The sequence below is a fragment of the Type-E symbiont of Plautia stali genome (assembly GCF_059731115.1).
The window spans coordinates 629,098-641,050 of record NZ_AP035907.1 but is presented as its reverse complement, the minus strand read 5'-3'; the positions used below and the strand labels follow the sequence as shown (position 1 = coordinate 641,050).

15 protein-coding genes are annotated in these 11,953 nt (G+C 49.9%); 11 read left to right on the top strand and 4 right to left on the bottom strand.

All coding sequences use genetic code 11. The annotated features are described in order from the left end of the window. Window positions 1-76: 76 nt before the first annotated feature. On the top strand, window positions 77-292 hold the full coding sequence (locus AC6I8L_RS22990; RefSeq protein ID WP_058960987.1) for a YdgH/BhsA/McbA-like domain containing protein: 216 nt from the start codon (window positions 77-79) through the stop codon (window positions 290-292). A gap of 91 nt (window positions 293-383) precedes the next feature. Beyond that, window positions 384-533, top strand: coding sequence for a hypothetical protein (locus tag AC6I8L_RS22985; RefSeq protein ID WP_167347122.1), 150 nt, complete (start codon window positions 384-386; stop codon window positions 531-533). Window positions 534-550: 17 nt separating this feature from the next. Here the strand turns inward: AC6I8L_RS22985 and AC6I8L_RS22980 are convergent, their stop codons facing one another. After that, window positions 551-1,390, bottom strand: a complete 840-nt coding sequence (locus AC6I8L_RS22980) for an AraC family transcriptional regulator (protein ID WP_058960986.1) — start codon at window positions 1,388-1,390, stop codon at window positions 551-553. Between the two features lie 219 nt (window positions 1,391-1,609). Here AC6I8L_RS22980 and AC6I8L_RS22975 point away from each other — a divergent pair, with 219 nt between their 5' ends. From AC6I8L_RS22975 to AC6I8L_RS22960, 4 genes are all read left to right on the top strand, one after another. Beyond that, entirely contained in the window at window positions 1,610-2,914 is a 1,305-nt protein-coding gene (locus AC6I8L_RS22975; protein ID WP_058960985.1) for an alpha-glucosidase/alpha-galactosidase, read from the top strand. A 90-nt stretch (window positions 2,915-3,004) separates the two neighbouring features. Further along, window positions 3,005-4,387 (top strand): melibiose:sodium transporter MelB, encoded by a 1,383-nt coding sequence (gene melB / locus AC6I8L_RS22970; protein ID WP_058960984.1) that lies wholly within the window; start codon window positions 3,005-3,007, stop codon window positions 4,385-4,387. Window positions 4,388-4,564: 177 nt separating this feature from the next. Further along, the gene (locus tag AC6I8L_RS22965) at window positions 4,565-4,780 is read left to right on the top strand and encodes a YdgH/BhsA/McbA-like domain containing protein (RefSeq protein WP_058960983.1); all 216 of its coding nucleotides are present in this window, start codon (window positions 4,565-4,567) and stop codon (window positions 4,778-4,780) included. A 261-nt stretch (window positions 4,781-5,041) separates the two neighbouring features. Further along, the gene (locus tag AC6I8L_RS22960; protein ID WP_058960982.1) at window positions 5,042-5,251 is read left to right on the top strand and encodes a YdgH/BhsA/McbA-like domain containing protein; all 210 of its coding nucleotides are present in this window, start codon (window positions 5,042-5,044) and stop codon (window positions 5,249-5,251) included. Window positions 5,252-5,302: 51 nt separating this feature from the next. Here the strand turns inward: AC6I8L_RS22960 and AC6I8L_RS22955 are convergent, their stop codons facing one another. Further along, window positions 5,303-6,052, bottom strand: a complete 750-nt coding sequence (locus AC6I8L_RS22955) for an IclR family transcriptional regulator (protein WP_058960981.1) — start codon at window positions 6,050-6,052, stop codon at window positions 5,303-5,305. A gap of 129 nt (window positions 6,053-6,181) precedes the next feature. Between AC6I8L_RS22955 and AC6I8L_RS22950 the strand changes: the two genes are divergently transcribed. From AC6I8L_RS22950 to AC6I8L_RS22935, 4 genes are all read left to right on the top strand, one after another. After that, window positions 6,182-7,312 carry an MFS transporter gene (locus AC6I8L_RS22950; protein WP_058960980.1) on the top strand — a complete coding sequence of 377 codons (1,131 nt, stop codon included), beginning with the start codon at window positions 6,182-6,184 and terminating at the stop codon, window positions 7,310-7,312. Window positions 7,313-7,421: 109 nt separating this feature from the next. Beyond that, complete coding sequence (locus AC6I8L_RS22945) at window positions 7,422-7,637, top strand: YdgH/BhsA/McbA-like domain containing protein (protein WP_034829885.1); 216 nt, start codon at window positions 7,422-7,424, stop codon at window positions 7,635-7,637. A 172-nt stretch (window positions 7,638-7,809) separates the two neighbouring features. Then, entirely contained in the window at window positions 7,810-8,121 is a 312-nt protein-coding gene (locus tag AC6I8L_RS22940; RefSeq protein WP_058960979.1) for a cupin domain-containing protein, read from the top strand. A gap of 281 nt (window positions 8,122-8,402) precedes the next feature. Continuing rightward, on the top strand, window positions 8,403-8,618 hold the full coding sequence (locus AC6I8L_RS22935; protein WP_034829885.1) for a YdgH/BhsA/McbA-like domain containing protein: 216 nt from the start codon (window positions 8,403-8,405) through the stop codon (window positions 8,616-8,618). Between the two features lie 69 nt (window positions 8,619-8,687). Here the strand turns inward: AC6I8L_RS22935 and AC6I8L_RS22930 are convergent, their stop codons facing one another. Both AC6I8L_RS22930 and AC6I8L_RS22925 read right to left on the bottom strand, forming a co-directional pair. Then, window positions 8,688-9,377, bottom strand: a complete 690-nt coding sequence (locus tag AC6I8L_RS22930; RefSeq protein ID WP_058960978.1) for an N-acetylmannosamine-6-phosphate 2-epimerase — start codon at window positions 9,375-9,377, stop codon at window positions 8,688-8,690. After that, the gene (locus AC6I8L_RS22925) at window positions 9,374-10,930 is read right to left on the bottom strand and encodes a maltose/glucose-specific PTS transporter subunit IIC (RefSeq protein ID WP_058960977.1); all 1,557 of its coding nucleotides are present in this window, start codon (window positions 10,928-10,930) and stop codon (window positions 9,374-9,376) included. The genes AC6I8L_RS22930 and AC6I8L_RS22925 overlap by 4 nt, the downstream gene beginning before the upstream one ends. 174 nt (window positions 10,931-11,104) lie before the next feature. Between AC6I8L_RS22925 and AC6I8L_RS22920 the strand changes: the two genes are divergently transcribed. Beyond that, on the top strand, window positions 11,105-11,932 hold the full coding sequence (locus AC6I8L_RS22920) for a MurR/RpiR family transcriptional regulator (protein ID WP_058960976.1): 828 nt from the start codon (window positions 11,105-11,107) through the stop codon (window positions 11,930-11,932). Window positions 11,933-11,953: the final 21 nt, after the last annotated feature.

The window sequence follows — 11,953 nt, the reverse complement described above, 5'->3', positions numbered from 1 at the left end:
ATATAGTTTACATAGTTATTATTGTTTCCATCGAAGGCACACAGCCTTCTCATCAAACAAACCAAGGAATATGACCATGAAAACTATCAAAGCTATGTCAATCGCCGCTGTTGCCGCTCTTTCTCTGATGTCTGCTGCCAGCTTCGCACAAACAGTGACTGCAACTTCTCTGACTCTGGATGGAGCAGAAGCGAAAATTGCTGCTCAGGCTCATCAGCAGAATGAACAATACAAAATCATTGAAGCCAGCAACGGCAATGTCGTGCACATGACCGCAGAATTGTACAAATAAGTATCGGATGGTTGCACAGGGAAGTGCCGGGAAAGGCCGCCTTACGGGGCGGCTTTTTCCGTCTTAACACTCTCTGCAAAAGGGGCAGCCCATGAAACAGAATCATCAAGATATTAATCAGCAAGCCAGCGCATTTGTCGATGCATTAAGGGCGCAACGCCAGGCTCATATGCCGATTATGCGATTCCATCAGTGGCCGCACTTTATCTCCACGGTTAAATCGCTGATGGCAAAATCCTGAATGCGGCGTCGATGATGTTAAAGCTCTATACAGACGCTGTTTGGCGGATAACGTTTTCGCCATTCAGACGGTGATAAATCAAAATGTTGTTTGAAAGCGCGCGAGAAATGGAGTTGATCGTTGTAACCCACCGAACAGGCAATCACTTTGATGGGCAATGATGCATCTTGCAGTAAAGTTTTCGCCATGTTCATACGCGTGCGCAATAAATACTGTTTAGGTCCTACCCCCAACGATTTTTGAAACATTCGACTCAAATAACTGCGGTCAATCCGGCAATGGTTCGCAATATCACGGACCCCGATGGGGTTTTGATAGTTGCGTTCGATAAAGGCCATGGCATGATCCAGCTGCTTGTTATCATTGCTGGTGGAGACAGCGCTGTTTTTCCCGCCACTAATTAATGCATCGAATAATAAACAGGTTAATCCAGCCAGTTTGATCGGACGATCGGCATCTTCAGCAATTAATAATTTCCATACCTCCTCCAGTTCCTGATGACCTCGTGGTAATGCTGCCGTCCAAACGGGGGTCTCTCGGTTAAGCCCGCAAAGCTCAAAGGTGCGCTGCGCTACCAATCCATCTACCTCTAGCCACATATACTCCCAGGGTATTTTCTTATCGGCCGAATAGGTGGTTATCTGATGCGGGAAGATTAAAAAAGCTTCCCCGGCTGAAATATCCCAACGTCCCTGTTCAGAAAGTAAACTCCCTTTGCCAGCCATAACATAGTGCAATAAATAATGTTGGCGTACCGCGGGGCCGAAAGTATGAGCGGGCACACACGCCTCGTGACCAAACTGATAAATATTCAAACCAAAATGCAATATATGTTCAGGTAGTAAATATTTTTCCATATGTAATCATCAACAGAAGGGGATGCTTGAACTTTCTATCACACATTTTCAGCGGCTAGCACGCCGATTTACCTGATAAAAGGCAATGTGAGATATTCATCACACTTCCTTAACGGCAATACCATTCTGCTATAAGGATGTCACATTTATACATATCGCTTCGCCTGGCCGTTGTTTATGTTTTAACGACACAGTCGTGCTGGAATATAAGGTGAAAAAATGAAAATAACGTTCATTGGAGCGGGGAGCACTGTTTTTGCCAAAAATGTGCTCGGTGATGTGCTGGCTACTGCTGATATCTCTGATGCTGAGATTGCGCTGTATGATATTGATGCGCAGCGACTCGATGAGTCTTACAAAATGCTGACAAACATTAATGCCAATATTAACCAAAACCGCGCACGCATTCATCAATATGCGGGGGTTGAATTACGACGTGAGGCATTGAAGCAAGCAGACTTCGTTATCAATGCCATTCAGGTGGGTGGGTATCAGCCCAGCACCGTGATTGATTTTGATATTCCTAAAAAATACGGTTTACGTCAGACCATTGCGGATACTTTGGGCGTCGGGGGGCTTTTCCGCGCGCTACGCACCTTACCCGTGATGTTTAATCTGGCGAGGGACATGGAAGAGGTTTGCCCAAATGCGTGGCTGCTCAATTATACCAATCCCATGGCATCATTGACGGGCGCAATGCTCAGATATACCAGCATCAAAACGGTGGGCTTATGCCACAGCGTACAAGTTTGCGCTGAAACGTTGTTAAAGAGCGTTGATATGCCAACTGACAATGTGGTGTTCAATATTGCCGGTATCAATCATATGGCATGGTTATTAGATATTCGACGCAATGGTGAGGACCTCTATCCTGAGATTCGGCGTCGTTCATTGGCGTTGACAGAGCAACATGATGATAGGGTGCGACATGAGATCATGCATAAATTCGGCTATTACGTCACTGAGTCCTCCGAGCACAATGCGGAATACATGCCTTACTGGATCAAGCGAAATTATCCGGAATTAATTGAGCAGTTTAATATTCCGCTCGATGAGTATCCGCGTCGCTGCATTGAGCAGATTGAACGCTGGCATATGCAACGTGAGCAATTAACCCACAATGAAAATCTCACCCATACCCGCAGCCTGGAATATGCGTCTTATATCATTGAAAGCATGATGCTTGATAAACCCTATAAGATTGGCGGTAACGTGCTTAACAACGGCTTAATCACTAATTTACCCCGCGAGGCCTGTGTAGAAGTGCCTTGTCTGGTGGATGCTCAAGGCATTACTCCCTGCTACGTCGGTGATCTTCCGCCACAGTGCGCGGCGCTGAATCGCACCAATATCAATACGCAACTCCTGACCATTGAAGCGGCGGTCACCGGTAAGAAAGAGCACATTTATCATGCGGCTCTGCTCGATCCGCATACCTCTGCGGAGCTTTCCATCGACGATACGATACGTCTGTGTGACGAACTGATTGCGGCACATGGCGATTGGTTGCCTTCATATCACTGATATTCATAGAATTTCTGCTAAATTACCTGTGCGTGGAGGCAACTGCTTCATGGCTGTCGGTTGCCACCCGTTCAAGGAGGAGAGTCAATCATGAGTGTGTCGCTAAAGACCAAAATCAGCTATGGCCTGGGTGCATTCGGCAAAGATTTCGCTATCGGGATCATCTACATGTATCTGATGTTTTACTACACCGATGTGGCCGGTATTTCGATGGGCATGGTCGCCACGTTATTTCTGGTGGCACGATTTCTCGATGCGTTAGCCGATCCTGTTATGGGATGGATCGTCGAACGCACCCGGTCCCGTTGGGGCAAATTTAAACCCTGGATTTTGCTTGGTACGTTAGTGAACTCAGTGATGTTGATTGCCGTGTTTCATGCTCATCATTTTCAGGGTACCGGGCAAATTGTGTGGATCTGGATAACCTATCTGCTGTGGGGATTTACCTACACCATCATGGATGTGCCATTCTGGTCACTGGTACCTTGCATTACGCTGGATAAACGTGAGCGAGAAGCATTGATTCCCTGGCCGCGATTTTTTGCCAGTTGTGCAGGCTATCTCACGGGGGTGATTGGATTACCCGCTATCCGCTGGCTAGGTGGCGGCAACCAAGGTGAGGGTTTTCTCTATTTCACTTACATCATCGTGTTTTTCTTCATCCTTTCTACGTTGGTGACGCTGCTGAATGTGCATGAGAGGTACTCCTCATCGCAAACAACAGCAAAAAGCGAACAACACAGTCTCGGCACCGTGCTCAGTATGATCACCCGCAACCGACCATTATTTGTATTGTTAATCATGGCATTGGCGTGGAACCTGGCTTATAGCATCATTACAGCATTCGCCGTGTATTACTTTAAATATGTATTTGGACGCGAGGACCTTTTCCCGTGGTATATGGCGTTTGCCGGTGTGGCTAATCTCATCACCATTGTATTGTTCCCACGCTTAGTTCGCATTTTCTCCCGTCGGGTATTGTGGCTCAGCGCGTCGGTGCTGCCGGTGCTCAGCTGCTTTATGCTGTTCGCGATTGCTGTTTGGGCGCCGCAAGGGGCAGTGCTTATCTCACTGTCTGGTGTATTGGTGAATATTGGCAATGCACTCTTCTGGGTAATGCTGGTGATTATGGTGGCGGACACCGTGGACTACGGTGACTACGCGCTCGGTGTCCGTATTGAGAGCATTGCCTATTCTGTCCAAACCATGGTGGTGAAAGCAGGTGCTGCTTTTGCCGGGCTGTTTATCGGTATGGTGCTTAGCCTGATTGGCTATGTGCCAAATGTGCAGCAAAGTGCATCAACCCTCTTAGGTATGCAGGCGATTATGGTAGGCGCGCCATTACTCTTTTTCGCCATCACCGTGGGCGTTTATCTGCGCTATTACGCGTTGGATGGGCATTTATTGGATCAGGTGCAGCAGTGGTTACAAAATAAGTATGGTGCGCAACATGTAGCTGAGGTCACGCCTTAAGCAGAAGGCTCCTTGCCTGCGCAGCAGATCCGGAGTTCGATCTGATCCATGACCTTGAGTACTATTAGTGTGATCATGGTGATCGCACTAATAGTCAATGGTGAAATGGTAACTTGTGTTATTATTATTTCCATCGAAGGCACACAGCCTTCATAAACAACTTAAAGGAATAAGACCATGAAAACTATCAAAACACTGACCATCGCCGTTGCTGCCGCTCTTTCACTGATGTCTGCTGCCAGCTTTGCCCAGAGCATCTCCGTTGAGTCATCAACTCTTGACGGTGCCGAAGCGAAAGTTGCCGCGGTAGCACAGCAGCAGGGCGCACAGTATAAAATCACTGAAGCGAACACCAACAACCGTGTGCACATGACTGCAGAACTGTATAAATAAGTTCAGTTTCCGCTTCAGCGTTAAGGCCGCCTCCGGGCGGCTTTGCTGTTTCTGAAACCTGGAACACTAACTTGATTGTGACGATGAGAGTTTCCGGGTTTTAACCGATGCAGCTTAAGAAAAGGCTATACTAAATAACGTTCAAATTTTTTGAACGTTATCAGCAAATCCTTCAGCTTTTACTCCACGAGAAGCAGGTCTATTATTTCTCACATCGAGGCGATACGCCTTAAAACTGAAAAACACTCTGAGGAAATGACCATGAAATCCATCAAAACTTTCGTTGCAGTTACTGCTCTTACCCTGGTTTCATTCGCGAGTTTCGCACAAAGTATCTCTGTTGATGCTTCGACTCTGGACAGTGCGGAAGCAAAAATCGCCGCCGTTGCTCAACAACAGGGCGCTCAGTACAAAATTACTGAAGCCAACACCAACAACCGCGTGCACATGACGGCTCAGTTGTATAAATAAGCTCGCCACCCACGATATTAAGGCCGCCTACGGGCGGCTTTGTCATTTGTGCTAACCGACCAGCAGCGACTCGATTTCAGTTTTTGCCTGCAATAAAGCCGCGAGAAGCTGTGGAAACTGCTCATCAAAGCGTAATGATGGCACTGCAATGGCCAGCGCATAACGTTCTCCCGGCCCGGTATTCAGGGCGACACTGATACCGCATACACCCCGCGCATGCTCTTCGCGATCTACCGCATAGCCTTGCTCACGAACCTGCTGAATGGCTTTTAATAGAAGCTGAGGATCTCGCAAAGTATTTAGGGTGCGCACATCGTTCAACTGCGGAAGTAATGCCGAGATGACATCATCCGTTTGTTCAGACAATAACGCTTTACCATGCGCAGCGCAGTGCGTGGGAAAGGCAGTGCTGATGGGTGAGACCACGCGCAACTCCTGATCGGAAGCATATTGGCTGACCAGAACCGTATGGCTGCCGCGCCAGACGCATAAATCGACCGTTTCTCGCGTACGACGTCCAAGCGTCTCCATCGCCGCTTGAGAGAGCGCAATAATATCGGTATGTGCCGAAGCGGCAAGTCTTGCTAGCGCCGGACCCAGCTTGATGCCTTCACTGCCCTGTAGCAGCAATTGCTGAGAAATCAACGAAGTGACAAGTCTATGTACAGTGGTGCGCGGTAGCGCTGTCAGTTTTGACAGCTCGGACATGCTTAATCCTGCTGGTCGATTTTCTAACGCCCGCAATATAGTCGCGGCACGTGCAATAACCTGCGAACCGTTAGCCTCTGTATCTGCAGCCATCACTCTTCCGCTTTATCAATTTAGATGGCCGCCACTATAGCACGGTAGCCATTGACAATATGCGCCGGTGTCGTAACACTCATGTCCGTTAAATGGTTAATCATCCCATTATTCGGATAAACTAAAATCATGACATCAATTAAACCCGCAGGTGCAGTCACGCTCCTGGCTGTCAGTTGCCTGACCATTATGGTGGGATGCGTCATTGTGCCGGGATTGAGTGACATCGCCGCGCAATTAAGGGTTGCTTATCTGGCAAGTTGGTTGGTGACGCTGCCTGCGTTAGGCGTGATATTGGCGGGGCCATTAGCAGGTCGAGCGATAGACCGTTTTGGTGCCTATCCTATGCTACTGATTGGGCTTTTCTGCTATGGCGGACTGGGCGTGGCAGGTGTTTGGTTGCCGGGCGCAGTGTCACAAATCATCGACCGCATCCTACTGGGGGGCGCAACAGCGGTGGTGATGTCTGCCGGGACCAGCTTAATTGCCAGTTTCTATCAGGCTGAAGCCCGATTAAAGATGATCGCGCGACAAGGCATGGCAATCGAGTTGGGTGGCGTAGTGTTTCTCTTTGTGGGAGGGATTCTGGCTTCCGCAAGCTGGCGTTATCCGTATGGGCTGTATCTGTTCTCTTGGCTGCTGCTGGTGTTGGTGCTCATTTGTGTCCCGCGCCCTCAGCAGCAGATGAGAGCGGAAGCAATAGAAGAGGGCGTAGCGGACAGCGATCGCCGGTTGCGGCCGGTATGGCTGGCGGCGTTCTGTTCCATGATCTGTTTTTTCACCGCCGTTATTATGCTGCCGCAACGGTTTGCTTTGATGGGTGTGAATGCCGCACATATTGGCTATTTTCTCTCATTTGTCTCGCTGGTGGCGGTGCTGGCAGCAGCACTGATGCCGCATGTTGCGCTGCAATTCGGCCACTATTCCATGCTGATCATGGCGTTCATTTGCTACCTGTTGGCACATCTTGAATTTGCAGCGGCCCCCGATGTCATGTTGTGCCTGCCAGGCGGCATCTTATTAGGCATGGGGTTTGGGCTGTCAGTGCCTTTGGTGAATCACTTGACAGTTGAAATAAGCCAACCTCAGGAACGTGGGCGCCAATTGGCACGTTTATCAATGGCCATATTTGGCGGACAATTTATGGCGGCGTTCATGACATACCTCCCAGGTCACTTATCGATGGCCTTTTTTGCCGCCGCCACATTAGCTGCCATCAACATCATTGCGATGTGTAAGGACTCGGTAAGATGTAATTAGCACGATCATGGTGATCGCACTAATAGTTAATTATGAAATGGTAACTTGGGGTATTATTATTTCCATCGAAGGCACACAGCCTTCACAAACAACTCAAAGGAATAAGACCATGAAAACTATCAAAACACTGACCATCGCCGCTGCTGCCGCTCTTTCACTGATGTCTGCTGCCAGCTTTGCCCAGAGCATCTCCGTTGAGTCATCAACTCTTGACGGTGCCGAAGCGAAAGTTGCCGCGGTAGCACAGCAGCAGGGCGCACAGTATAAAATCACTGAAGCGAACACCAACAACCGTGTGCACATGACTGCAGAACTGTATAAATAAGTTCAGTTTCCGCTTCAGCGTTAAGGCCGCCTTCGGGCGGCTTTGCTGTTTCTGGAATCTGGAGTCTGTTATTGGGTGCTGTGATCTGGCCGGAAATGTCCCTGCCTTGTCTCACACCTCAGCTCACTGGCCTGTAGCATGTTGCGTCATCACTCAGCAAAACAGGCATCTCATGAAAATCATCGTCGGCAAAAACTTTTCCCCAGCGCGTGCGTGGGAGGCTCTCGATATTGCCAATTTTGATGGCACCAGCGTGCGATTGCACTGGACTGATCAGCCTTATCGCTGGCACATCAATGACGGTGAAGAAGTCTTCGTGGTGTTAAATGGCGTGGTCGAGATGCATTACCGCGAGCGGAAGGAAGTGCATAAAGTGATGCTCAACGTGGGTGACATTTTCTTCGCCAGCGTGGGTACCGAACATGTCGCACATCCCCAAGGTGCGGCACGCGTGTTGGTGATTGAAAAAGAAGATTCAGTTTAGCCCTCGACAAACTCGCGAAGGCGTACAAAAAAACAGCACTGCGCGGGAGCTGGCACTGCAGGCGGGAAAAGCTGATTTATCCACAGGTTAGCGAGCGCTCTTTTCACCTGAAATGTGGATAAGATGGCACTCTACCGATCAATGACGTTATTGTAATGTGGGTTATGGTTAGTTCGATCATGATGATCGCACTAATGGTTAATGGTGAAATGGTAACTTAGGTTATTATTATTTCCATCGAAGGCACACAGCCTTCACAAACAACCCAAAGGAATAAGACCATGAAAACCATCAAAACACTGACTATCGCCGCTGCCGCCGCTCTTTCACTGATGTCTGCTGCCAGCTTTGCCCAGAGCATCTCCGTTGAGTCATCAACACTTGACGGTGCCGAAGCGAAAGTTGCCGCAGTCGCACAACAGCAGGGCGCTCAGTATAAAATCACTGAAGCGAACACCAACAACCGTGTGCACATGACGGCAGAACTGTACAAATAAGTTCAGTTTCCGCTTCAGCGTTAAGGCCGCCTACGGGCGGCTTTGCTAATTAAGGCCTAATAAAACGTATTAGCTGATTGCGTTGACAAAACGCTGCGTTATTTGCTGAGGACGGGTAATCGCGCCACCGACCACCACAGCATGCGCGCCCAGTTTTAAACACTGCGCCGCCATCTCAGGTGTTTCCACATTGCCTTCTGCAATCACTGGCGCCTTCACTGCTGTTAATACTTCACGCAGAAAATGAAAATCATTTGCCGCCAGATACTTTCCGCGCGTTTCCGCCGTGTAGCCATGAAGCGTAGTACCTACGCAGTCGAAGCCGAGTTCATCCGCCAGCAACGCCTCATCAACTGTCGCGATATCTGCCATCAGCAATAACTGCGGATAGCGTTGACGAATCGCCGCCACCAACTGCGGCAACTGCAGTTCGCCAGGCCTCTGATGTTGCGTGGCGTCCAGCGCGATCATCGCTGGATTCGCCGCCATCAATTCATCGACCTCTTTGAGCGTGGCAGTGATATATACATCACTGCCTGAATAATCTCGTTTGATAATGGCGATAATGGGCAAATCCACGGTTTGCATAATCTGCTCTACATCGATCAGACTGTTGGCGCGGATTGCCGACGCGCCACCTTGCTTCGCGGCTAATGCCATACGCGACATGATATAGGCGCTGTGCAGGGGTTCATTTTCCAGTGCCTGACAAGACACCACCAGTTTCCCTTTAATTTGCTCCAGCATGTTTGCTTTCATAGCGCGAGTAACTCCTCAACTTCATTTTTGATAATGGTGACGTGCGGGCCATAGATCACCTGTACGCCGTTGCCACGCTGGATAACCGCGCGAGCGCCCGTGGCCTTCAATGCGGCTTCATTAAGTTTAGAACTGTCGTTTAGTGTGATACGCAAACGTGTGGCGCAGCAGTCAAGTTCGGCAATATTGTCTTTACCGCCCAGCGCTTCAATCACCTGCAAAGGGCGTTCGCCAGCGGCAACTGGCAAGGTTTCGATGCTGACATCTTCACGGCCTGGCGTTTTGAAATTGAATCGAGTGATCAGCAGGCGGAAGGTAAAGTAATACAGCAGGAACCATGGCACGCCGACCAAGGGCACATACATCCAGTGGGTTTTCGCTTCACCCTGCAATACACCGAACAGAATGAAATCGATTAAACCGCCGGAGAAGGTCTGTCCAATGGTGATGTGCAGGATGTGGGCGATCATAAAGGCCAGGCCATCGAACAGCGCGTGAATCACATATAACACTGGCGCCACAAACAGGAACGAGAACTCAATCGGTTCGGTGATCCCAGTCAGAAATGAGGTGAGGGCGGCGGATAATAACAAACCGGCCACACGTTTGCGGTTCTCGGGTTTGGCAGTGTGATACATCGCCAGACAAGCCCCGATCAGGCCAAACATCATGGTGATAAAGCGGCCCGACATAAAGCGCGCCGTCCCCAGATAAAACTGCTGCGTATTGGGATCGGCCAACTGAGCGAAGAAAATGCGCTGAGTGCCTTCAACCAGATGACCATTGACCATTTCACTGCCGCCCAAAGCGGTAGTCCAGAAAGGCAGATAGAAGATGTGATGCAGACCAAACGGGCCGAGCATGCGCAACACAAAGCCGTATATGAAAGTGCCGAAATACCCCGTGGCATCGACCAGTCCACCCATACCGAATATCAATTTCTGAAAATGCGGCCAGACGATGGTCATTGCCGCGCCAACGATAATCGCCACAAACGAGCTAATAATCGGGACGAAACGTGAGCCACCAAAGAAGCCGAGAAATTGTGGCAGGGCAATTTTGTTATAGCGGTTGTGCAGTAACGCGGTGACCAGCCCGATCACAACACCACCAAACACGCCGGTTTCCAGCGTTTGAATGCCGAGCGCCATGCCTTGACCCACGGCACTGAGATTACTGCTGGCCAGCACGCCGGTGAGCGTCAAGAGGGCATTGATGGTGGCATTCATCACCAGATAGGCGAGCAGAGATGCCAGTCCTGCTGTGCCCTTGTCGCTTTTCGCGAGACCTACCGCCACGCCCACCGCAAACAGCACTGCGAGGTTGGCGAAGACCACCGAACCTGCGCTGGCCATGATGGTGAACACCCCTTGTAGCCAGGCGATATCCAAAAACGGATAGGCTTTAACAGTGTTGGGATTGGATAACGCGCCGCCTATGCCCAATAGCAAGCCGGCGGCAGGTAATACCGCGATCGGCAACATAAAGGATTTTCCAAAACGTTGCGCTTTTTCAAACCAGCTTCCAGAGGAAGCGCCACTGAACATTGACATAAATTTTCATCCCCGAATGATTGTTGTGGTAAAAATTATTATCACAACATACTTCATTTGATGAAAATAACTACCATTAGTGTGATAGCTTTCACTTATAATCAATTCTGCTGGCACAAATCAGGGCCTTTACGCACACTAAGCGCCATCAATATTGGCTAATGGAGAGGTGTCATGACGGACAATGGAAATATTTTGCTGCATCTGAAGCAGGGCCTGCCGGGTTACAGTCCGGCGCTGCAAAAGCTGGGCGATTTCATCCTGACCGAACCGCAGCGAGTGCTGTATCTCACTATTACCGAGTTGGCGAAAGAAACGGATACCAGCGAAGCCAGCGTGACACGCTTGTGCCGCAACCTGAGTTGCAAAGGCTACACCGAATTTAAGATGGCGCTGGCGCTGGATGTGCAGCAGAGTCAGCCCGCGCTGGCAGCAACGGGCGATCCGGTTGATGCGCTGGTGGAAGAGTCGGTGCAGGCGCTGCGCGATACCGGAAAATTTATTGATCGCGAGGTCTTACAGCAGGCAGGTGCGGCGGTGCATCAGGCGCGTTCTATCCAAATCTATGGCGTGGCTGCCAGCGCGATAACCGGCGAATATTTGCATTATCGTCTACTACGGCTGGGCAAATCCGCGCAGCTGTTTGGTGATATGCATCGTGCGGCCATGAATGCTTCGACCCTGGGTGAAGGTGATTTGGTCATCGCGATCTCTGCTTCCGGTTCCACCAAAGATCTGATGCATGTGGTCAATGTGGCGAAGAAGCGCAAAGCTCAGGTGCTGATGCTAAGTAATACGCTGCGCAGCCCGATGGGCAATCTGGCGGATATGTTGCTGGTCGCGGCGCGACCGGAAGGTCCACTTAATGCCGGAACGTTGAGTGGGAAGGTAGGGGCGATGTTGCTGGTTGAGGCGTTAATGGGGGAGCTGATGGCACATGATGCGCATTACGCCACAGCCAGTCAGCAAACGGCCAGTGCAACGTTGCCGATGTTAATCTGACCGCTGGGTCATTCGCTCTTA